The sequence below is a fragment of the Candidatus Baltobacteraceae bacterium genome (genome assembly GCA_036489885.1).
Lineage (GTDB): Bacteria > Vulcanimicrobiota > Vulcanimicrobiia > Vulcanimicrobiales > Vulcanimicrobiaceae > JAFAMS01.
The window spans coordinates 1,659,273-1,681,569 of sequence record DASXEW010000003.1 but is presented as its reverse complement, the minus strand read 5'-3'; the positions used below and the strand labels follow the sequence as shown (position 1 = coordinate 1,681,569).

At 61.6% G+C, this 22,297-nt stretch carries 23 protein-coding genes; 3 read left to right on the top strand and 20 right to left on the bottom strand.

The window, feature by feature from the left end:
* Positions 1–69: 69 nt before the first annotated feature.
* From VGG22_14205 to VGG22_14195, 3 genes are read right to left on the bottom strand one after another with little or no spacing between them, the layout of a single operon-like run.
* Positions 70–1,227, bottom strand: a complete 1,158-nt coding sequence (locus VGG22_14205; protein HEY1729528.1) for an ATP-binding protein — start codon at positions 1,225–1,227, stop codon at positions 70–72.
* On the bottom strand, positions 1,227–1,931 hold the full coding sequence (locus VGG22_14200; protein ID HEY1729527.1) for a response regulator transcription factor: 705 nt from the start codon (positions 1,929–1,931) through the stop codon (positions 1,227–1,229). The genes VGG22_14205 and VGG22_14200 overlap by 1 nt, the downstream gene beginning before the upstream one ends.
* Before the next feature lie 6 nt (positions 1,932–1,937).
* Entirely contained in the window at positions 1,938–3,506 is a 1,569-nt protein-coding gene (locus VGG22_14195; protein ID HEY1729526.1) for a Ppx/GppA phosphatase family protein, read from the bottom strand.
* Between the two features lie 24 nt (positions 3,507–3,530).
* On the opposite strand from VGG22_14195, the gene VGG22_14190 reads away from it, so the two are divergent.
* Entirely contained in the window at positions 3,531–4,424 is an 894-nt protein-coding gene (locus VGG22_14190) for a prenyltransferase (GenBank protein HEY1729525.1), read from the top strand.
* Here VGG22_14190 and VGG22_14185 read toward each other — a convergent pair.
* The 14 genes from VGG22_14185 to VGG22_14120 form a co-directional block, all read right to left on the bottom strand.
* Complete coding sequence (locus VGG22_14185; protein HEY1729524.1) at positions 4,414–5,307, bottom strand: fructose bisphosphate aldolase; 894 nt, start codon at positions 5,305–5,307, stop codon at positions 4,414–4,416. The two genes, VGG22_14190 and VGG22_14185, sit on opposite strands and share 11 nt — an antisense overlap.
* Before the next feature lie 57 nt (positions 5,308–5,364).
* Positions 5,365–6,033: an HAD-IA family hydrolase gene (locus VGG22_14180; GenBank protein HEY1729523.1), complete on the bottom strand. Its 669-nt coding sequence runs from the start codon at positions 6,031–6,033 to the stop codon at positions 5,365–5,367.
* Positions 6,034–6,054: 21 nt separating this feature from the next.
* Positions 6,055–6,945: a hydroxymethylglutaryl-CoA lyase gene (locus VGG22_14175; protein ID HEY1729522.1), complete on the bottom strand. Its 891-nt coding sequence runs from the start codon at positions 6,943–6,945 to the stop codon at positions 6,055–6,057.
* A complete protein-coding gene (locus VGG22_14170) occupies positions 6,942–7,748 on the bottom strand; it encodes a transporter substrate-binding domain-containing protein (protein HEY1729521.1) in 807 nt (268 codons plus the stop codon). Before VGG22_14170 ends, VGG22_14175 begins: the two co-directional genes overlap by 4 nt.
* Positions 7,745–8,560: an FAD binding domain-containing protein gene (locus VGG22_14165; GenBank protein HEY1729520.1), complete on the bottom strand. Its 816-nt coding sequence runs from the start codon at positions 8,558–8,560 to the stop codon at positions 7,745–7,747. Before VGG22_14165 ends, VGG22_14170 begins: the two co-directional genes overlap by 4 nt.
* Before the next feature lie 38 nt (positions 8,561–8,598).
* Entirely contained in the window at positions 8,599–9,660 is a 1,062-nt protein-coding gene (locus VGG22_14160) for a lipocalin-like domain-containing protein (GenBank protein ID HEY1729519.1), read from the bottom strand.
* Entirely contained in the window at positions 9,657–12,206 is a 2,550-nt protein-coding gene (locus VGG22_14155; GenBank protein HEY1729518.1) for an FtsX-like permease family protein, read from the bottom strand. The genes VGG22_14160 and VGG22_14155 overlap by 4 nt, the downstream gene beginning before the upstream one ends.
* Entirely contained in the window at positions 12,182–12,865 is a 684-nt protein-coding gene (locus VGG22_14150; GenBank protein ID HEY1729517.1) for an ABC transporter ATP-binding protein, read from the bottom strand. The genes VGG22_14155 and VGG22_14150 overlap by 25 nt, the downstream gene beginning before the upstream one ends.
* Positions 12,862–14,109: a beta-ketoacyl-ACP synthase II gene (locus VGG22_14145; GenBank protein ID HEY1729516.1), complete on the bottom strand. Its 1,248-nt coding sequence runs from the start codon at positions 14,107–14,109 to the stop codon at positions 12,862–12,864. The genes VGG22_14150 and VGG22_14145 overlap by 4 nt, the downstream gene beginning before the upstream one ends.
* Positions 14,103–14,549 (bottom strand): SRPBCC family protein, encoded by a 447-nt coding sequence (locus VGG22_14140; protein ID HEY1729515.1) that lies wholly within the window; start codon positions 14,547–14,549, stop codon positions 14,103–14,105. The genes VGG22_14145 and VGG22_14140 overlap by 7 nt, the downstream gene beginning before the upstream one ends.
* Complete coding sequence (locus VGG22_14135) at positions 14,546–15,667, bottom strand: FAD-dependent monooxygenase (protein HEY1729514.1); 1,122 nt, start codon at positions 15,665–15,667, stop codon at positions 14,546–14,548. Before VGG22_14135 ends, VGG22_14140 begins: the two co-directional genes overlap by 4 nt.
* Positions 15,654–16,295: a methyltransferase domain-containing protein gene (locus tag VGG22_14130; GenBank protein ID HEY1729513.1), complete on the bottom strand. Its 642-nt coding sequence runs from the start codon at positions 16,293–16,295 to the stop codon at positions 15,654–15,656. Before VGG22_14130 ends, VGG22_14135 begins: the two co-directional genes overlap by 14 nt.
* Positions 16,296–16,321: 26 nt before the next feature.
* Complete coding sequence (locus VGG22_14125; GenBank protein HEY1729512.1) at positions 16,322–16,576, bottom strand: 4Fe-4S binding protein; 255 nt, start codon at positions 16,574–16,576, stop codon at positions 16,322–16,324.
* A 65-nt stretch (positions 16,577–16,641) separates the two neighbouring features.
* Positions 16,642–16,899, bottom strand: a complete 258-nt coding sequence (locus VGG22_14120) for a GlsB/YeaQ/YmgE family stress response membrane protein (GenBank protein ID HEY1729511.1) — start codon at positions 16,897–16,899, stop codon at positions 16,642–16,644.
* 130 nt (positions 16,900–17,029) lie between these two features.
* On the opposite strand from VGG22_14120, the gene VGG22_14115 reads away from it, so the two are divergent.
* A complete protein-coding gene (locus VGG22_14115) occupies positions 17,030–17,653 on the top strand; it encodes an SIMPL domain-containing protein (GenBank protein ID HEY1729510.1) in 624 nt (207 codons plus the stop codon).
* A gap of 41 nt (positions 17,654–17,694) precedes the next feature.
* Positions 17,695–19,659 carry an ATP-dependent Clp protease ATP-binding subunit gene (locus VGG22_14110; protein ID HEY1729509.1) on the top strand — a complete coding sequence of 655 codons (1,965 nt, stop codon included), beginning with the start codon at positions 17,695–17,697 and terminating at the stop codon, positions 19,657–19,659.
* Positions 19,660–19,997: 338 nt separating this feature from the next.
* On the opposite strand, the gene VGG22_14105 is transcribed toward VGG22_14110, so the two are convergent.
* Genes VGG22_14105 through truB form a run of 3 tightly spaced genes read right to left on the bottom strand, consistent with a single transcriptional unit; the run spans position 19,998 to position 22,257 of the window.
* On the bottom strand, positions 19,998–20,480 hold the full coding sequence (locus VGG22_14105; protein ID HEY1729508.1) for a TlpA disulfide reductase family protein: 483 nt from the start codon (positions 20,478–20,480) through the stop codon (positions 19,998–20,000).
* Entirely contained in the window at positions 20,477–21,400 is a 924-nt protein-coding gene (gene ribF, locus VGG22_14100; GenBank protein HEY1729507.1) for a riboflavin biosynthesis protein RibF, read from the bottom strand. Before ribF ends, VGG22_14105 begins: the two co-directional genes overlap by 4 nt.
* The gene (gene truB / locus VGG22_14095; protein ID HEY1729506.1) at positions 21,397–22,257 is read right to left on the bottom strand and encodes a tRNA pseudouridine(55) synthase TruB; all 861 of its coding nucleotides are present in this window, start codon (positions 22,255–22,257) and stop codon (positions 21,397–21,399) included. The genes ribF and truB overlap by 4 nt, the downstream gene beginning before the upstream one ends.
* Between the last annotated feature and the right edge of the window lie 40 nt (positions 22,258–22,297).

The window sequence follows — 22,297 nt, the reverse complement described above, 5'->3', positions numbered from 1 at the left end:
ACCCATCCTTAAGGCAATATTAAGGCGCCTTAAACAAGCCGCCAAAAAGAGCATCGCACATGTGTGTTATCAAGGCGTTGTCCCCTGCTTAACGGGAAGCCTGCACGAAAAACGCGCGCCTAAACCGAGCTCCGAATCGACGTGCACGCTGCCTCCGTGCGCTTCGATAATTTGTTTTACGATTGCAAGCCCAAGACCAGTACCGCCCGAACCTCGCGAACGTGAGCGGTCGACGACGTAAAAACGTTCGAAAATGTGCGGCAAATCTTTGAACGGTATTCCGACGCCATCGTCTTTCACACTGAGAAACGCTTCGCCGTTCTCGGCGCCGACGCCGACCAGCACGTTACCCTTGGATGCAGTGTGGCGGAGTGCATTGTCGATCAAGTTTACGATGACTTGCGTCAAGCGCTTCGAATCGACTTCGGCTTCAACCAAACCCGGCGCATCCAAGCGCAAATCGACCTCTTGTTCTTCGGCGCGGGCTTGAAAGGCGACGACGGTGTCCTCAACCAAACGCGAGAGATCGATTTTACTTAAGTGGAGTGGGACCTGACCGGCTTCACCGCGCGCGAGCTCGAGCAAATCCTCGATGAGCCGCGTCATGCGCTCGAGCTCCTCGACCATCTTGGGAAGAAACAGACGAAGCGCTTCGGGATCGTCATCGGAAAGCTGAATCGTCTCGACCATCAATCGGATCGACGAAATCGGGGTCCGCAGCTCGTGAGAGACGTCGGCGAGGAAGTCTCGCCGCACGCGTTCACTGTCGGCGATTTTCGAACGGTCTTCCCCAAAGACGAGCATGTCGCCGCCGTGTTTTGCAAGCGGCTGAACCGTAACGGCAAGACTGCGCTCGACCTCGAGGGAGCGCAGAACGATCCTGCCTTCAGCGTGCTGACCGAATTGGCCGCGCTGCACCAGGCGCTCGAGATCGAGGGAACCGATCGCTTCGATCACCGCGCGTCCGCGCCCGCGCTCGCCATCCATCTCGAAAGTGCGTTCCGCAACGACGTTGGCAAATTTTAGGTAACCATTGCGATCCACGATCAAGGCTGCGACAGGCATGAGCGCCACGATTTGCTCGAGCGAGTCGTCGCGCTGTTGCTCCGTGCGCTTTTCCGTAACGTCGGGAGCCTGGGGCTGCAAGCTTTTGCGTCCGAAGCGTGCTGCGAAGAACCCCCCGGCGGCACCGACGAGCAACGCCAACAGCTCGCCGGCCAAATTCACTATTCCCGGAACATGTAGCCGCGGCTGCGGACCGTGATGATATGCCGCGGGTTATTCGGATCGAGTTCGACTTTCTCGCGAAGCCAGCGAACGTGAACGCTGATCGTCTGATGCTCGCCTTCGAAATCGTAACCCCAGACTTTTTCGAGCAGCATCTGCCGCGTCACGATCCGGCCCTTGTTTTCCATCAGCACGTGCAGCAGGCTGAATTCTTTGGGGGCCAGCTGGACGTCATGTCCCCGCACCAGCAGCAGATGCCGCGATGGATCGAGGGTAATCTCGCCGGCGACGATCGGTTCGTCGCGCTCGCTGATCTGCGGTTTTTCCGCACGTCGTAAGGCCGCTTTTACTCGCGCCATGAATTCAGCCAGCGAGAACGGCTTTGTAACGTAGTCATCGGCGCCGATCTCAAGCGCCACGACTTTGTCGATCTCCTGGTCTTTTGCGGTCAGCATGATGATCGGCACGTTGCTGTGACGGCGAATCTCTTTGCACGTCTCGATGCCGTCGAGCACCGGCAGCATGATGTCGAGTATCACGAGGTTCGGTTCTTCGCTTGCAACAAGCGCGAGCGCAGTACGCCCATCTCCTGCAGTACTGACCTGATAGCCGCTTCGCGCGAGATTGAAGCGCAGGGTCTGCAAAATCGCCGACTCGTCGTCGACGACCAAGATGCGTTTTGTTGTGGTGGCGAGTGTGGTCACGAGCGCCTACGTTTCTGCCGAGATGGCCGCGACTCCCCGCGGAATCACTGCCATTCCGAGCGCTTTTGCAAGAAGGTCCGCCTTGTATCCCGCGGCTGCGATCTCAGATGCAAGATCGCCACTGCTTTGGGTGTCGTTCGCTTCGACTTCTATCGCAACGGCTGCAGGACCCCAGCGAACGCGCACGTCGCTCACAATCCCCTGTTGACGAACGTCAAGACCATCCGCAACACGAAGGATTCCTGCCAGGAGTGCGACGCGATCACGCTCCAGCGTTCCGAATGCCATCCATTCGGGGTGTGTCACTTTTGGTAACGCTTTGCGGTGATAGCGCACGATTGTTGCAAGTAGCTCTCGTTCCGGGTCGCTCCAACCGTCGAGCGCGCTGCTTCGTATAAGGTAGGCGCCGTGTTTGTGATGGGCGCTGGGGTTCACGAACTTTCCGATATCGTGAAGCAGCGCGGCCGCGTGAATCAGCTCGCGATCGACCGGACTCGTCCGGATGTGCGGCGAGAGCTCATCGAAGATACGCAACGCAAGACGCGCGACGCTGCGTTCGTGCAGGCCGCTGCTTTGGTAGCGCCGCGCGAGCGAAGCAACCGATTCGCGACGGCGCGCCCGCAAAACATCGAGCCGGCGCACGATGTCGGCGTCGGCCTGCACAAGGTCGACGACGACGCCTTCACGCAGCGCGTGCTGGCTGACGACGATCTCCCGCGCGCCGATCCCGACCAAGCCTTCGATCAAAACAGCGGCCCCGGCAATGATGATGTCGGCGCGACGCGCGTTCATCCCGGGTAGTGCGCGTCGCTGCGCCTCGGTCAGCGTCAGCATCCTGGCCTGGAGCACTCGCAGCCGCTCGAGCGTCAGTGCGTGACCGTGGATTCCCGGACGCGTTCCTTGGTCGCCGGCGTCGAGCGCAGCCAGACCCATGATCGTTCCTGACGTTCCGATCACTAGATCGCAATCGAACTGACGCAGCCGCTCGACGAGCGGCGTCAATAGCGTCTTGATGTGGCCGACAAGCTCCGGATATCGCTCGTACGGCGGTTCGTCCCCGCGCAAAAACGCGTCGTATAGCCGCAGACTCCCGAGCTTGACGCTTTCGAGCAAGTACGGACGCCGATCATCGGCGACGATCCATTCGGTTGAGCCGCCACCGATGTCAATGATGCACGCGAGCCGGTCGTGTAGCGGAAAATTCCGCGTTACACCGAGATAAATTAGCCGCGCTTCTTCGTGCTCGTCGAGCACTTCAAGCGGAACACCGCACGAACGTTCAATTTCATTCGCGAATTCGGCGCCGTTACGGGCTTCACGCACTGCCGACGTTGCTACGACGCGAATGCGCTCGGCGTCGCGTTCGTGCGCGAGCCGGACAAAGCGTGCGATTGCTTCTACACCACGCGCGATCGCTCGCTTCCCGAGCATCCCGCCTTCGAGCGCATCATCGGCACCGAGGCGCACCATTTCGCGCGCCTTGAAGACGGTGCGTGTCGACATCGACTCTGCATCGACCTCGACAACGATCAAGTGGATGGAATTCGTCCCAACGTCGATCGCGCCGATACGCATCTAGCATGACCCTTCTCACGAAGGATGAAGAATCATCCTGTGTTGCGCGCCTTCATCCGTTTGTCACGTTTGAAGTTCTTGGCCGGCGGATTACTAGGATTCGCTCTCGGCGCGGCCATCGCGCGTTACGACGGCGCGTACATCGACTGGCAGGTGTACGCACTCGGACAGATGATGGTGACGTCCTTTCACCTCATGGTGCACTACGCCAACGACTACTACGACCGGTTTTGTGATGAATCGGCGGAGCGTACGGCCTGGTCGGGTGGCAGCGGTGCGCTACTCGAGGGCGGACTCTCTCCGCGCATCGCGCTCAATGCGGCGCTCGTTTGCGCCGGCGTCGGCACCTTTGCGATTCTTGTGTTCGCAATCAGTGCTGCGTACGTACCCGCACTCGTAGGCGGCCTCATCGGAGTTCTCTGCTGGTCGTATAGCGCGCCGCCGATGCGCTTACTTGCGCGCGGCTGGGGCGAGCTCGACACAGCCGTCATAATAGCGCTGCTTTTCCCGCTGGCCGGATACGTGACGTTTGCGCACGTGCCGGCGCTGCGGTTGTTCGCCAGTAGCCTGCCTTCTATTGCGGCGATGTTCGTCTTGATGTTTTGCGTCGAGTATCCGGACATCGATTCCGATTGCGCGACCGGAAAGTTGAACCTCATCGCCCGGCTGGGGCGCGAACGCTCGCGTTATCTGATTTACGGCGCGGTGGGGGCCATCTACGCCGGAACGATTCTTGCAATCGTGCTCGGCGGCGTCATACCACTTGCCTATTTCGTCGCTCTGACGATACCGATCGCGTGGTTCTTATGCAAGCGGGTGGGTACTGCAAGCGTAGCCGACGTCGCAGCAAGCGGCGTCGCGCTGTTCGTCGTGACGATCCTCGGATCGACGCTTGCCTACGTGGCGCTTATACTTTGACCGTCGAGGCTTTGAATATCTCGTCGATCGCCTGCGTGAGCGCCGTGTTGAACTCGGCGTCGCTCATCTGCGCCTTGAGATCTTGAACCAGCGCCCGCGAGAAGCTCGCGATCATTCCGTGATTATGCGATAGTTTTTCGTCGGCATCGGCGCGCGTGTAGCCGCCCGAGAGCGCTACGACGCGTTGGACTCGCTTGTGCGAGATCAACGAGGCGTAGAAGTCGGTCTTGTCCGGAATCGTCAGCTTAAGCATAACCTGTCCCTCGGCCATCGCATCGAGATGACGCGTGATCTCGTCGCGTAGAATCGCTTCCGCACCGGCTTTGTCCGGACTCTTGATCGAGACTTCCGGCTCGAGGATCGGCATGAGGCCGTGAGATGCGACCTGTTTGCCGACTTCAAACTGTTGTTCGACGATGGCTTTGATCCCGGTCTTCGACGGAAGCGTGATCGTCGAGCGCTCTTTCGTGCCGTAAACTCCCAACTTCGCTGCGCGTGCGAGCAGATCGTCGAGTCCCGGCATCGGCTTCATCATGCTCACGCCGTCGCTTTCCGTTTCGAGACCCTTGTCGATCTTCAGAAATGGTACGACTTTGCGATCTTCCCACAAGAAGCTTGGAACCGGCTTACCCTGCGCCGTTCCGTCCATCGTGCGCTCGAAAAGAATCGCGGCGATGACCTTATCGCCGGTAAACGCTGGTGACGTCATGATGCGCACGCGAAATTCGTGCATCAACTTGAACATCTCCGCATCGCCGCTGTATGCGTTGTCGGCGATGCCGTAAAGACGTAAAGCGCCGGGGGTCGAGCCTCCGCTCTGATCGAGCGCGGCAATGAAGCCGGGTTTCGTCGACATCTGCTCGCTCATCGAGCGATCGGTCATAGACTTCAAATTACGTCACCTCGACGGTAGGATACCCGTGGCATTCGTATCGCCACGCTACCCCCCTTTTTGCCGGCCAAGAAGCTCGAATTGAGCTAGCGAGTCGAGCACGAGGTCAGCCTTGCTCAGATCGAGGCCGGCAGTTACCGGATTGGGTACGGCGACACAAAATATTCCGGCTGCCTTTGCTGCGGCTATGCCGTTCGGCGAATCTTCGAATGCGATTGCTTCGTTCGCATCCACGCCGAGATGCTCAAGCGCTTCGAGATAAAGCACGGGCCGTGGTTTTGCGCGAGCCGGATCGCCATCCGCGCAAACAATCGCCTCGAACCTTTCGAGTCCGGATCGACTCCTTAAGTGGCCCTCGATCCATGCGCGCGTTCCTGACGATACGATGCACGTTTTCAGACCTCGGCTACTCGCGACGTCGAGCAGTGCATCGACTCCCGGCAAAAAGTCCTCGAGCTCGCAAAGCTCCAAGACGCGCCGCCTCTGTTCCGTCAACGCTTCGGCGCTTGGCGGCGTGCCAAGACTCGTTAGGTGCGCCGACGGATCGAAGCCTCCAATCGTCCCGACGGCAAGCGACCACGTCGATAGCTCTAGGACGTGACCATTCTGCTCGTAGAGCTCGCACCACGCGCGATACTCAGGAGTTTCCGTATCCAGAAGCAGGCCGTCGAAGTCAAAAAGTAGTGCTCGCGGTCCCTCGACTACGCGCTCTTGCAGAGCGCTATGCTCGGGATGACACTATGCTATGCATTTGAACGGGCCGGCGCGATGGAGTGCGCTCGGCACGGAATGCTCGAGTTGCTTCTCGAGCCACTTCGCGGTTGAAATCAGCTTGTCGAGATCGATGCCCGTCTCGTAGCCCATGCCGTGCAGCATGTAGACGACGTCTTCCGTGGCAACGTTGCCGGTCGCGGCCGGCGCGAAAGGACAGCCGCCGACGCCACCGACCGACGCGTCGAGCATTTGCGCACCGGATTCGACAGCGGCGAGCGCGTTGGCGACGCCGGTGTTGCGCGTGTCGTGGAAGTGGCAGCCTATGGGGATGTCCGTATCGGCCATCCCTTCGACGAGATTGCGGACTTGCTTGGGAACGCCGACGCCGATCGTATCCGCGAACGAAATCGCATCGGGACCCATCTCCGCAACTTGATGCGCAATCTCCAGCACATGATTCGGATCGACCGTGCCTTCGAACGGACAGCCGAATGCGACCGCGAGTCCGATCGAGATGCCCAGCCCGTCTGTGCGCGCGCGTTCGATCATGCGCTTCGCAATCGCGAGCGAATCGACGACCTTCGCGCCTTGATTGCGCTCGCCGAACGCGTCCGTTACCGGAAACGCGTAATGCACGGCCTGAAGGCTCGTCGCTAGCGCACGATCGTAGCCCCGTTCATTGAGAACAAGGGCATTGAACTCGGTCTTGGTGTCGACCGGCAACAGTGAGACCACCGTTTCAGCCCCCGCCATGCGCGGCACGCGTTTTTCGTTGACGAAACTCACGGCCTCGACGTATGGGACACCCGCATCGGCGAGACGCCGGCAAAGCTCGGCGCGCATCTCCGGGGCCGTTTGGGTTGCGTCATTTTGCAGACCGTCGCGCGGGGCGACGTCGCAAATGTCGATCGTCATGAGCCGATATATTTTGCGAAGAGCTTGTTGTACGATCCATCGGATTGCATGTGCGCGATCCACGTGTTGGTGAAATTGAGCAACGCGGTTTGATCCTTCTGCATGAAGTAGACGTGCGCGCTGTGCGTGAACGGATGATCGGGATCGACCGCGTACAGCCAGTGATCGCGCGATGCCTTCAACCGAGCCTCGACGCCGTCCGTAAACATCACGTCGCCTTTTCCGTCGACGAGCATGCCCGGGATCGCGAGATTGTCGTTAACGACGACAACCTTCGCGTTCTTGATGTTTGCGTTGACGAACACTTGATTCGTCCCGCCGGGATTCACGAGCACGGAGACGTCCGGCTTATCGAAATCCGCCAGCGTGTTGGTTTTATACTTTCCTTTGTCGGAGGCACGCACGAGAGCCACTTTTCCATCTTGAATGTACGCGCTCGACAACTCACCGACTTTTGCCCGCGCTTCATTCCAACTCACGCCGCCCATCGCAATATCGAACTTGTTGGCCAATAGGTCGGCGGTCAATGTGGGCCACGTCGTTTTGACGATCTCCAACTTGACGTTCGGCCCGATTGCTTTCGCCAGCATCGCAGCTGCGTCCGCATCGATACCCCGATAAACGCCGTTCGCATCGACAATGCTGAACGGATCGTAATCGCCGGTTAAACCGACGCGCAACACACCGGTCTGGCGAATTTGCGTAAGGGAATCTTGCGGCGGCGCAACGGCCGTTTGCGCGATAGCGGCAACAGGCAGCGCGGCAAAGGCGAGCGCTGCGAGAAAGCGTGAACGGATCATCATCGGCGGCGTCGTTTTCTCCGTGGGGGATCAGGGCGACGAGACCGATTCATTTCGTCACAGCGAACGCGTGCCTCCCGGAACATGGCCAGAGCCAGCGTCAGTGCCGAGCGCGCGGCTGCGGCCTTGCGGGGATCCTCCGGTACGATCGCCTCGGCGCACATACGAGCCGCGAGACCGGTACGGTCACTCGAGAGCCGCTCGCCCTGCAGCTGATGTTCGGCGAGGCGCGCGCGAACCGGGGGTCCGTCGTCGATCGAAAGCGCGACGCGAACGCGAGTGGTACGGCCGTCATCTCCAAGGCGGAATGTCGCTCCAACGATCAAGTCGTGCGACGCCGTGCCGTCGCGAATCGTCCGTCGACGCTGCACGTAAATGTCGCCTGAATTGGGCTCGAACTCGATCGAGAGCGGCGCTTCGTGCGGAGCAAGCACGAGCCCGTCGATCGGCGTCACGCGCGAGCGCCCCAGCGAGACCACTTCGACGTTCGCTTCCGAGACCGCCAAATACAGTGCGGCGCTTGCCGCCTTGAAGAGCGTTGCCTCGAGTACCGGATGTCCGCGCAACGACGTAATGGTGGCGAACGCGCCGAACCTTATCTTGTTTTCGTCGCCGACGGCGGCGGCGCGAAATTCATCGAGCGAACGGACGTCAACGATCTGCGCTTCGCGAGGAACGTGCGTGTACGACGACGCGAGTAACTCGCTCGTTCCGATAAGCCAGCGAACCTGTTCGCGATGCGTGAACGAGAGACCAAGGGCGTCACGCAGCGTGCGCGGCGTGAAAATGGAGAGCTGGCGCTGGCTAAAAGCCATCTTTGTCTCTAAGAATTCGACCAAGCGCGCGACTTTCCTTAGAAGCTCAGGATGCCGGCGTATCCCGTAAGCTCGACATAAGCCGCACCACGTACCGGGCGCGAACGATCGGTCCCCGAGAGATCGCAATCGCCTTCCCAATATGCGACGTGCAGTTGCTGGTCGATCAGCTCCTGATCGCGTAAAAGGGGCGAAATCGTGACGTCGAGGCCCTCACTCGGCACGCGCACGTGCCAGCCGCTTGGATAGAGGGCACCGCTCGCGGGACTCTTCCACACGCCGAGCGCCTGCGTCTGAAAGTCGCGTAAAACCAGGTGCCGGACGCGGCCGTCCCGAGCGACCAAGGACCCGCTCGACTGCGGAGTGACGCCACCATCTTCTTGCCGGAGGACGTAGAGCATCAGCTCCCGGCCGTCGTCGAGCTGCAGCGCATACCAATCCCAACCGCGCTGATTCGCTTGCAGCTCGTCGGATCCGAACTCGTGATCCATCCAGGACTCGCCATCAACGGTATAGTGCGTTCCGCCGACGACGAGCGTCCCCACGGTCGCCAGACGCGTGAGCGAGTAATAGTGCGATGCACATGAACTGCACGTGCCTTTGCGAGAGATTCCGCCTTCGCCGTTGATCGCGGGAGGTTTATCCGGCTGCAAGGCCAGGTCGATCGCGTTCGCGCCGGAGGCAGCATGCAGTCGAATCGGATCGATTCCGCGGATAGACCAATTGCCGGCGTGCACGTTCAGCGTCGTGGTCGATGCGGCGCCCATGCCGAGCGCGTCGCGCACGAAGCGCTCGTCGTGCACGAACGTCTTGTCGTCTACGTCGGTGATCGCAAAATGCGCCGGAAAGACTTCGCTGCCGTGCCAGCGCGACGCACTTGGCGCGAAGTGCGCGTCCCCCGGCCGGATGCCGAATCGAAAGATGGTCAATTCGAAGCCGAATCGGTGTCCGTCGTGGGCGCGCAGGTGGCCTGTAAAATACCACCACTCGCTTTGATACGCCGGATGGGCGCCGTGATCGCGTGGAAAGACGAACGTATAGGGAGCGCTCGCAATTCGAAACGAGAGTACAGCGAACAGCGTCACTGCCAGAAGCTTCATTCGGTTCGAATCGCCTCGACGGTTTGGATGCGTGCCGCGACTCCGGCCGGGTAGATTCCCGCTATTAGCGCCGCAATTACGACGACCACGAACGATGCACCGAGAAACTCCCACGGGACGTGCAGATCGATGAGCCAGCCGAAAGCCTGGCGATTGATCACGAAAATCAGGAGCAGCGCGAGCAGGAACCCGAGCGCGATGCCAACGAGCGCACCGAGCACGCCGACAAACGCCGCCTCGACCAACACCATGCGCCGAACGTCGCGCGTACGTAAGCCCAAATAACGTAGAATCCCGATCTCGCGCCGGCGCTCGAGCACCAGCGCAAACAGTGTCGAGATCACGCCAAGCAGCGCAATCGCAATGCTGATCAGATACAGTGCGTAAGTGATCGCGAACGTCCGGTTAAAGATCTGCACGACCAGTGCGCGCAGCTCACGATTCGTCTCGATGTCGATCTGTAACGGCAGTACTCTGCGAATCACGCGTGTCCGAAGATCGAGCAGATTCGCGCCGGGTGCCGCCCATATCGCGATCGAGTCAACCGTGTCGTCCCCGAATAATTGCTCGAACGTCGTGCGGTCGAGCATGATGATCCCCGACTCGGTCGAGTAATCGTTGAAAACGGCAGCTACATCGAAGCGAATCTCGCCTGCAGGCGTATCGAGCACAAGCGAGTCGCGTGGCCGGACGCCAAAGCGCGTCGCGAACGGCTCGGAAACGAACACGTTGCGCGTTCCCGCCGTCCGGCGTAGCAATGCCGGGACGTCACCGGTTCCGAGAAACTGAATCGAATTGCGGCGCGCGAGCTGCCGGAAATCGGTCGCGTCGAGCTCCGTCAACCGTCCTCGGAACGGAATCGTAATCGAGCGCAGTGCGTGTACGTCGACAACACCCGGAACGCGGGCGATGGCTGCGAGCACGCGTGGTGAGAAACGTGTATCGGACGAGGCGTCCGATGGGCCGAGCGGGCGCACGAACAAATCGGCCGAGAGCACTTCGTCGGCCCACGTCACCACAGTCGTGCGAAACGAACCGATCAAGATCGAGACCGCAGTCGTCATCGCGATTGCGATGCCCAGCGCCGCAACCGCAACACTTTCGCGCCGCAGCGCTCCGGCGAGATTCCCCGCGGCGAGCAGCGCCGGCGCATCATGCAAGTAGCGACGACCAAATGCAGCGGTGCCCGAGATCACGAGCGGAACGCAGAGCGAACCGCCCGCGATGATCATGATCCCCGAGAGGTAACCGAAAACCGGCAAGCCGGCGATCGGCGGACCCGTGGTCAACAGCCCGGCGGCAATGAATGCAAGCACGCCCGCGAGGGCAGCGTGACGCGCAAAATGCGGAGAGGCGCGTTCAAAGCCCGCGGCTCGCATCGTCAACGCGGGAGGAATGCGCGCGGCCTCCAGCGCCGGAACGATCGCGGCAACGACGGCAAGAGCGATGCCAAGCACGAACGCTTTGACGATCGGTAACGGATCCCACAGCACTCCTCCGACGCCGATTCCGATGTAGAGCGTTTGCACCGTGTGGGCTACTGCGGCAACCGAGAATTGCGCGAACAATCCGCCAAGCGCGAGACCCAACAGTGAGCCTGCCAGGCCGAGCGCACCGCCCTCGATGAGAAACGCGATGAATATTTGCGCGCGCGTCGCGCCGAGTGCGCGCAACGTCCCGATCTCCGGCCGGCGCTGCACGACGGCGATCGCGACCGTATTGAAGATGAGGTACATGCCGACGACGAGCGCGATCGCGGAGAGCGCATCGAGATTCAATTGGAAGCTCTGCAGCATGCGGCGAATCTCGCCGGTACGCACTCTGGGTTCGACCGCCCGCGTCCCCGACGGAATGATCTTGCGTACGGCCGCAAAGGTTTGCGCCAGACGATTCGGATCGACGACGCAGTCGATACGATCGAGCACTCCCACTTTATCGAAGATATCCTGTGCCGTTGCGACGTCGACGAAGACCACGCTCGAGTCGATCCCCACCACGCTCGGCGGCAGAATTGCTGCGACGACGAGCGAGACCGGACGCGCACCGGCGATCGCGGAAAAACGCGAGCCGGCATGCAGTTTCCAGCGTCGCGCTACCCGCCCGCTGACGACCGCACCCTGGCCGTTGACGAGCGTATCGGCGTGCACGTCCGTTCCCGTCGTCGGTGTCCCGGCGTCGCGCGGCAACGGCTGCAACAAATCAACGCCCAGTACGCGCAGCACTTCTCCTGCTTGCGGATGCCCGCGACGCGCGCCCACGACGATGCTGTCTTCGATGACGGGCGATGCGGAGATGACACCGGGCTGCGCCGCGACGCGCAACAGTGTCTGCTCATCGAATCCGCGCCCGGCGCCGAGAATCTGCAAATTTACGCGACTTGCGACGACGTTGACGCTCGAGGAGAACGAATCAACCGCCGTTGCGTTGGCCAGGTCGATTGCAAGTGCGATCGCGACGCCGAGTGCGACGGCGACGACCGTTACGATCGTGCGAAGTCTACCGTCGCGCAGCGTTCCCGCGATCAGCCCGCGTAAGAGTAAACCCATTGCCCGTCTTGCATATGGAGCGTCCGGTCGCTGATTGCCGCCGCGCTCTCGTTGTGCGTTGCCATCAAGACCGTCTGTCCGCCATTCGCGATCGTACGCAACAGATCCAAGACGATCGCTCCGTTTTTCGAATCGAGATTGCCGGTCGGCTCATCGGCCAGCACGATCGCGGGCCGATGAACGATCGCACGAGCAACGGCAACGCGCTGCTGCTGTCCGCCCGACAGCTCCGCGGGAAACGCGCGCGCACGCTCAACGATTCCAACGAGCCCGAGCGTTTCACGGACGCGCGTCGAGACTTCATCCTTCGCGGCGCCTCGCAAAACGAGCGGCAGCGAGACATTCTGTTCGACGGTAAGTGCCGGGAGCAAATTGAAGAATTGAAAGATCGTTCCGATCCGATCGCGCCGCAGTAGTGTAAGCTCGTCGTCGCTCAAATCAGTCGTGCGGCGGCCTTCGATCAGGATCTCGCCCGACGTCGGCAGATCGACGCACCCGATCAGATTGAGAAGTGTCGTCTTACCGCAACCGCTCGGACCGACGAGCGCGACCATTTCTCCACGCCGGAGCTCGAGCGAGACGCCTGCAAGGGCAATGGCATCCCCCGACGACGTCGCGTAAGCCTTACGGACGTCCCGTGCGAGGACCGGAGCGGTCACGAATCGAGGGCAGTGAAGACCAGCGCCGCGTTGATTCCGCCGAAACCTGCCGTGTTGGAAAGCATACTGCGCACCGGACCTTCGACGGTCGAACGCACAAACGCTAGATCGCACTCGGGATCATCAACAAAATGTCCGACGACGGGCGGCAAGATGCCATGGCGCAAGGTCAGCAGAGAGAGGGCAGCTTCCCACGCGCCGGCTGCTCCGAATGCGTGGCCGTGCTGGCCCTTGGATGCCGTAATCGGCAGCTGCGCGATGCCGTCGCCGAAGACACGACGCAACGCTTTCGACTCAGCGCGATCGCCGAGCTGAGTCGACGAGCCGTGGGCGCTCACTGCTTCGATCTCGTTTGGCGCAATGTGCGCTTCATCGAGCGCAATCTCGATCGCGCGCGCAGCGTTCTCGCCGCCCGGCCGTGGTGCCGACATGTGGTGCGCGTCGTTGCTGGCGCCGTAGCCGCGAACCTCGCCGTAAATATTTGCACCGCGCGCAACAGCATCTTCGTATCGCTCGAGCACGAGCATCCCGGCGCCTTCCGCCATGACGAAACCATCGCGATCGCGATCGAACGGACGGCTAGCGTGCTGCGGATCGTCGTTGCGCGTCGACATCGCGCCGATCACCGTAAAGGCGCCGAAGCAGAGCGGCGAGAGCGGCGCTTCCGCTCCACCTGCAACGGCTAGTCGCACGTCGCCGCGGCGCACCGCACGAAACGCTTCGCCGATTGCCACCGCGCCCGACGCACATGAATTTGCGTTCGCAACCGTTGGACCACGCACGTCGAACTCGAGCGCGACGTTACACGTCGCCGACCCACCGAAGACCGAGATCGCCAAAAGCGGACGGACGCTACCCAAGCCGCGCCGGCGGAACACGTCGTGCTGCTCATCCGCATAAGCGACGCCGCCCAGCGCGGATCCGATAAAGACGCCGACGTCTTCACGCGGACCGTTCTTTGCAATGCCGGCATCATCGAACGCTCCGCGCGCTGCGGCGACGGCATATTGCGCAAACCGGTCGGTCCAGCGAACACGTTTTGAGTCCATGTGGTCGGAAGGATCGAAGTTGTCGATCTCGGCCGCAATCCGCGAGGGATATCCCTCCGTGTCGAAGCGCGTGATCGGACCCGCTCCAACGCGGCCGGCGAGCATCCCGTCCCAAAACTCGCGCACACCGATTCCGATCGGGCTGACTATCCCAATCCCGGTGACGACGACGCGATGTCCATTGGTGTTCAACATGCCGCTTCTGCTAATACTTTCATACGGGCCAGCGTACGTTGTGCCACAAAATCAATAAAAAAGTCTGAAACGACGTGCCGGCCTAGCCAATCGGCGGCTATTGGGAACCGAAAACGCAGGCGATGCTCGATTTCAACCCTCGTACCGCCCGAAATCGGCAGAAAGCGCCATTCGACTTCCATGCCGCGCGTCCACCCACGCAGATGCAGAAAGGCGATGTGCGGACGCGAGGGGTCGTCCTTCTGCTCGGCCACCCAACGAACTGGTATCCAGCCGCGCCACGCGGCCATCTCGATCACGCGCGCCAAGCCGCGGTGTTCGAGCACGCGCACGAACCGGTAATGCGGTAGATACTCGGGCCAACGTTCCGTCGCAGAAGCAAAACGAAAGATCGTCGCAGGATCAGCGGCGATATCGATCGCCGTTGTCGTGACGTTCACGCGAGGAGCCGGCGCAAGACGGCGGGACGCAACGCAGCGTTCGCCGAGGTCGAGCCGCCGATTGCGTCGAGCAAGATCGCCGCGAGAGCCGGGGACGCTTGGAGCCGGCGCGCCGCGCGCCGAGTCAAGAACGGAATCGCGATGAGTGCGTCGACTATCTTGCCGAGACGCATCCGCGCTCGGAGCTCCGAGCGATGTTCGACATCGTACGCGGCAAGCGCGTCGTCTTCAGCATTCGCGTTTGCATAGGCGCGAATCAATGCCGCCGACGCTCGCTCGGCGCTGCGCAGCGCGAGAAAGACACCTTGGCCCGTAAAGGGACTGAGGAATCCGGCAGCATCGCCGACCAGCAGCGTTCCGGGCGCGATCGTGCGTCGAACGTTGTGCACCAACGGACCGACGGCGACGCGCGGACCACTGCGCGCTTCAGCCGCAAAATCCATCACGCGCGACCAGGTTTCGAGACGATCCTTCGGTGCCACCGCCATCACGTTTGCAATCCCGTCGCCGAGCGGATTGATCGCGAGATACGTTTTGCCGTCGCAGTACATTTCGAGAGAACCGCTCGTGCTTTCGATACCCCGAAAATGGCCGCCGACTGCAAACCGCGGACGGGCCGGAAGCGGAAGCGTCAAACCGAGCTTGCGTGCGACGATCGAGCCGACGCCGTCGGCTCCGACCACGAAACGTCCCTGCACGTTCACGCGTTCACCGCGCGCATCGCGTACGGCGACGCCGTGCAAGCATATATCTTCCACGCGGCCTGATATGAGTACGGCACCCGCGCCGAGCGCTTCGTCGAGAATCAGGTTGTCGAGTGTTGCACGCGCGAGTCCGATTGCGGGTCGCGAAAAGGCGAGTTCCGCGCGTGCGCCGCCCGCAACGATGCGAATCCCACGCAGAGGCGAGCCGAGTGCGCGCACTTGCTCGCCAAGGCCGATCGCATCGAGCGCAGCGACTGCACCCATCCCCAAATACTCGCCGCACACCTTGCGCCGCGGAAATGCGGTGCGCTCGATCAACGTTACAGGGATCGATGCACGCGCAAGCGCAAGCGCGGTCGCCGCACCGGCGGGTCCGGCGCCGACGATGATGACGCGGTCCTTATCGTGCGTCATCGACGAGCGTCATTCGAAACCAGGGCTCGACCCGCGCACGTGGTGCACGCCATCCGGCTTCTCGTGCCAGCCCGAGCGCTTCATCCGGCGTATAGGCGCGCAATACCGAGACGGGAGCATCGTGTCGCGTCAAGCGATTACGCGTGAAGAGATTCGCGTACGTCCAGGTCATTGCGTAGGCGAGCCGAGTCCGGCGCAGATCGCACACAATCGGAGTCATGCGCGAAACGCGGCGCAGCTCGCGCAGGAATCCGATGGCGTCTTTGGCCTCGATGTGATGCAGGGTGAGGGAACACATTGCAATGTCGAACGAGCCGTCCTCGAACGGAAGAGCCTCGCCCTCGGCATGCACGAAGCGCACTCCGCCGTTGCGCGCCTGTGCGATCGCGAGCATCTGTTGGCTGTGATCTAAGCACGTTATGGCGAGCGTTCTTCCCTGACGCCTCGCGCTCTCGATTAACGAGCGCGGAATATCGGCAGCGCCGCAGCCGACGTCGAGAATCTCGGTGGCTCCGGTTGCTTCGACGATACGCGCCAACGGTTCGATTCCACCAAAGCGGCGATTCGCGCGTTCGATGTCGCGCAGATTCGCTTCCAATTCGACGAGTGAGTCGACCGGGTCGTCCATCAACTCCCGGAGGCCGACTCTACGTTTTATTTTCCGGCGCGCTCCTTGTACCAGGTGGCGTTGATCTCGGTGTAGTTCTTCCACTTTTCGGGCACGTCGGCGTCCGCGTAGATCGCCTCAACGGGGCATGCAGAGACGCAGGCACCACAGTCGATGCACACCTCGGGATCGATAAAAAGCATTGTGTCTTCTTCGTCGCCGTGAATGCAGTCGACGGGACACACGTCAACGCACGACTTGTCCTTCGTGCCAATACATGGCTCCGTGATAATGTAGGCCATCGCACCGGCTTTTTGTGCCTCTTTGGAGAGCGCTCCTGTTCGGAAGGCCCTCCTGCGACAATCGTCTATGCCGTGCGGCGCCCGACGAAGACCCTCACGATCAAGAGTACGATCAGCGCCGTCATGAACGCGACGAGCATGCTGTAGATGCTGACGGACGAGAAGCCGGGAAGGCCGAACGCGGAGAACACCAGGCCGCCCGCCATCGCGCCGGCCACTCCAATGATGATGTCGCTCCACTCGCCGCGCGGTGCCTCGCCGGGGAATCGCCGGGCCAGGGAGCCAGCTATCAATCCGACCAGGAGCCAGGCCAGAATGTTCACGATAAAACGCCTCCTTGAACGCCCGCCGTCCGTCCGGACTTTCCCCTGGCGGCTTGTTCTCCAAACCGTGGCATGCGTGGCTTGCCTTCTTGCTTGCATCCCTGTGCGAGCGGCGACTCTTCCAAGCACGGTGACGGTATCCGGCTCCGGGACGATCTCTCGCGATCCGGATCGCGCCACGATTTCGGTTTCGATTGCCACCCACAATGACGTCGCGGCGACAGCCACTTCCGCAAACAATCGTCTTTACAACGCCCTCGTCGAGCGGATGCGTGGAATCGGCATCGCTGCCGGCGCAATCAAGACGTCGAGCTACGATCTGAATTTCGTACCGAAACCGGCACCGGGCGACAACTATAAGCCGCCGCAGACCGGATTCATCGTGACGCGCGGTTTGTCGATCACGGTCGACAATCTCTCAAACGCCGGGGGCGCGATCGACGCGGCGGTTGCGGCCGGCGTGACGCAAGTCAACGGCGTAAGCTTCGGCGTGCGGGACGAACGCGGTGCGCACGCTGCAGCTCTTGCAGATGCGGTTGAGGATGCAGCGGTGCAAGCGACTGCGATCGCGCAAGCTGCACATTTGCATCTCGGCGCGATCCGCCGGATATCGTCCGTTCAAAGTCCGCCGGTTTTTGCCGCCAGGGTCATGACGCTTGCGGTCAGGCCGCCTGCGCAAGTGCCGACGGAAATCACGCCGTCGTCGATCCAGGTGCACGCAACCGTGACGGTCACCTATGCGCTTGCACCGTAGACTTTGAAACCGCGGTACGCAGCCGGCGGTAGACCCAAACGATGACCGAAAATACGTGCGAGGCCTGTAAGGCTCAGCCCGCGAGCGTTCGCGACTATTCGATGCGCTCCGGACGCTGGACGCAAGTCGACCTCTGCGCGGCTTGCGCGCGAAATCGGAAGCTTGCGTCGCTTCGCCCGCTGATCGGTGCAGGCGCTGCTGCAGCCATCCTTGGTGGACTCGCCTTCGCACTCGAGCGCTACGCACGTGGCGCAGAGGGCGGTTCCGAACCCGCCCAATCGGCACCCAATCCGCTCGAATGGACGAAGCGCTTGCGCGGCGGAACGCCGACGCTGGCTACGTACTCGCGCGACCTCACGGCCGATGCGCGCGCCGGTAAGCTCGATCCGGTCATCGGACGCGATGACGAAATCGAACGGGTGATCTCGATTCTCGCGCGGCGCAGCAAGAACAATCCCGTTTTGATAGGCGAGCCGGGCGTCGGGAAAACGGCGGTGGTCGAAGGCCTGGCGCAACGCATCGTTGCCGGAAGCGTTCCAGCCGCCCTCCACGACAAGCGCGTTCTCGCGCTGTCGCTCGGTCCGCTCGTTGCCGGAACAAAGTATCGCGGCGAATTCGAAGGCCGCGTCAAGCGCATCCTCGATGAGATCAAGCGCGCCTCACGCGACGTCATTCTCTTCATCGACGAGCTGCACACGCTCGTTGGCGCGGGCGCGGCCGAAGGTTCACTCGATCTTTCTTCGATGATCAAGCCAGAGCTGGCGCGCGGTGAGCTGCAATGCATCGGCGCGACGACGTTTGGCGAATATCGCAAACACGTCGAAAGCGATCCGGCGCTCGAGCGGCGCTTCCAGCCCGTCGCCGTCGATGAACCGACGGTCGAGCAGACGATTGCGATCTTACGCGGCCTGCGCGAAAAATACGCACTCCACCATCAAGTCCGGATCACCGATGAAGCGCTCGTCGCAGCCGCGACGCTTTCCGCGCGCTACATCGCCGACCGCTTTCTTCCGGACAAGGCAATCGATCTCGTAGACGAAGCTGCGGCGACCTCTGCACTCGCCGGGACTGCCGGCGTCATCGACGCGCAAACGATTGCGAACGTCGTCTCGCGCTGGACTGGGATCCCGCAAGGCACACTCAGCGCGGAAGAATCGCGTAGCCTACTGGCGCTCGAGAATTCGCTCGAATCACGCGTTGTCGGGCAGCACGAAGCCGTGCACGCAGTCTCGGAAGCGATTCGCCGCGCGCGCGCCGGGCTGAAAGACCCGCGCAAACCGGTCGGCGGATTTCTGTTCATTGGTCCCTCAGGCGTCGGCAAGACTGAGCTCGCCCGCGCCCTCGCGCACGTTCTCTTCGGCACCGATGATGCGCTCGTGCGTCTCGACATGAGCGAATATACGGAGACGCATACGATCTCACGGCTGCTCGGCGCACCGCCAGGCTACCACGGTCACGACGAACCGGGACAGCTCACGGAGCCCGTGCGCCGGCGGCCCTATTGCGTCGTACTGTTCGATGAAGTCGAAAAAGCGCACCCCGACGTTACCGCGATCTTGTTGCAGATTCTCGATGACGGCCGGCTCACGGACGCAAAAGGCCGCACGATCGATTTTCGCCATGCACTGGTCGTGATGACCAGCAACGTCGACATCGGCGAGCTTGAGATGGCCCTGCGCAAAGAGCTGCTCGACCGAATCGATGAGACCGTGCTCTTCCGCTCCCTCGGCGTCCCCGAGATCGAAGCGATCGTAGAATTGCAGCTGTGCGCGCTCGTCGAGCGGCTTGGCGCGCAGGCCGTCGTCTTAGATCTCACGGCCGACGCGCGACGGTTTCTCGCGAAAGAAAGTATTGCTGCCGGCAGTGGAGCGCGCTTCGTGCAACGCACGATTGCGCGCTGCGTTACCTCACCGCTCTCAGGCGCGATCTTACGCGGTGAACTTCCCGGAGGAAGCACCGCCCGCGTCGGTTACAACGGGAAAGCAATCACCGTCGAAGCCGCCTAACACTTGTCATCCTGAGCGTAGCAACGCGTAGCCACATGTCATCCTGAGCGTAGCGTTCCGCAGGAACGCGACGTCGAAGGGCGAGCCCGAATACTTCGGGCTGCGAAACGTTGTAACAAGGTCGAGGGCACGATCGTGCCCGCTAGCTTTAGGGATCGTTACGCGGCCCGGATGACTACGGCTCGCCCTTCGACTTCGCAACGCTGCGCGTTGCTACGCTCAGGATGACACTGTATAGGGAGCGCTACGCTCAGGATGACACGTGGCAGTGATTCGTGCTCTGAGCCCTTTGCGCGAAATGCTACGCAAGCGAAAATCGAACGCGCGCCCGGTAATGCCTACAGAATAGAGTTGATTGCGTCTTCGATCTCTTTGTTCGACATCTCGCCGAGGCGATAGAGCTTGATCTGACCGTTGCGATCGATGAAGACATGGACCGGCAGCGCGATCACGCCGTAACTGTCGAGCAGCTTCTGATCTGCAACGGCGACCGGGAACGGAACCTTGAATTGATCGCTAAAGCCCTGCGCCCGATCTTTGCTTTCGTTGTCGTCGAGACCGATCACGGCCAGACCGCGTTTCTGATATTGCTTCGAGAGCTTGATGATCTCGGGCGTCTCCTCGCGGCACGGCGCGCACCAACTGGCAAAGAAATCCAAATAGACTGCCTTGCCGTGTAGCTTCGTGAGCTTAACCGGCTTGTTATCGAGGGTTCGTATGTCGAACGTCGGCGCGGGTTGCCCGGGGCGCGGCGGCGCAGCTGCTGCAACCGGAACGGTGCACAGCGCGGCGACGGCGAGAACGAGAAGTTTGCGAATCATGCGATAGTAGGATACGGCACGGCGGCCACGTCGGCCCGCATCTGCTCGATCAAGGCTTCGGGATTTTCAAAGCGCAGCTGCGCCCTCAGAAAACGCAGCTCGCGCAGACTAAGTTGCTCGCCGTAGATCGTGCCGTCGAAGTCGCGCAGCCAAACCTCTGTCGTCCGCCGCGTCCCGGAATCGAAGGTCGGATTCGTTCCGATCGACAGGAGCGCCGCGTAGTCACGACCATCGTAACGCGCGATGCAGCGGTAGACGCCGTCGGCCGGGATTAGCTTGTCCCCGGAGACGTCCAAGTTCGCAGTCGGGAAACCCAGATCGTGGCCGCGCCCTTCACCCACGACGACGCGTCCGTGCAACGTGTACGGTGCGCCCAGCAGCTCGTCGGCGAGTGCGAGGTCACCGTCGGCGATCGCGCGCCGAACTCGCGTCGAGGAGATTCGCTCGCCGCGATCTTCGAGCTGCCCAACCGCGACGAATCCGATTCCAAGGGCGCTCATGCGCTCACGCGCAAAACCGGCGTCGCCGCCGCGGCCCGCACCAAAGCGGAAATTCTCCCCGACGACGAGCACGCGCACGCCGATCCTCTTTGCGACCACGTTCTCGAGAAACGTCTGCGCGTCGAGTTTTGCGATCGTATCGTCGAACGGTAAGAGATAAGCTTCGTCGATGCCCGCGCGCGCAAGATTGTCCAAGCGCTCTTCGAGCGTCGAGATCATCGGCGGAACATCCGACGGACGAAGATGCGTCGCCGGGTGATTGCGAAACGTCAGCACGGCGGCGCGATATCCCGGACGACGCTCGCGCAACAGCGCCGCGACGATCGCGCGGTGTCCGCGATGGAACCCGTCAAAGAATCCGATCGCGAGCGCGAGCGGACGTTCGCGCTCGGCGTTTGGAAGCGAGTGGTGTACGTTCAGACGAAAACTTTCCGCGGAGCCAACATCGTTCCGTGCATCTCACCGACGCCGACGAGCGTGCGCGTCATGTCACGAACGAAGACGTGCGTATCGCCGACTGGTTCACGCATCGCGACGATTCGGCCGGCTCGAAAATCGACCGACCCGCGTCCATCGAGGACAACCGTCGGAATCGCAATCACGCTTTCGGGCGCCTTTAGCGTCCCAATCGGATCGGCGGCGACCTCGTCGAGCGTAACGCTTTCCGAAAGGACGAACGGACCGGAGGCTTCGCGCAAGAGCGCGCCGACGTGGCCGAGCGTCCCAATCGCTTTCGCGAGATCTTCGGCGAGCGTACGCACGTACGTGCCTTCGCTGCACGCGACACGCACCCGGAACGTTGCCGCGTCGTCGGCACCCAGCACGTTGAGCGAGTAAATGGTGATCGTACGCGACTTGCGTTCGATCGTTTCGCCGGCACGCGCGAACTTGTAAAGCGGTTTGCCCTCGACTTTGAGCGCGCTGAACATCGGCGGCACTTGCTCGACGCGCCCGATGAACTTGTCCAGCGCCGCTTCCAGTCGAACGCGAGCATCGCTTGGAATGGCAGCCGTCTCGATTACGTCGCCGCCCGCATCGCCGGTCGTGGTCGCGCTGCCCAATACGAGGGTGAACGCGTACGCCTTTCGTTTGTCCGGAATGAACGGAATCAGTCGTGTCGCTCGCCCGAGCGCAATCGGCAAAACGCCGGCAGCTTGCGGATCGAGCGTTCCAACGTGTCCGATCGCAATTTTCGGCTCCCCCGATTTGCGATAAATCCAGCGCAACCGCGCACCGAACTGTGTCGACGTCGGCCCCGGAGGCTTAAATAGGTTGATGAAGCCTAAAATTTCGTGGTCCCTCGACTACGGAACGCTT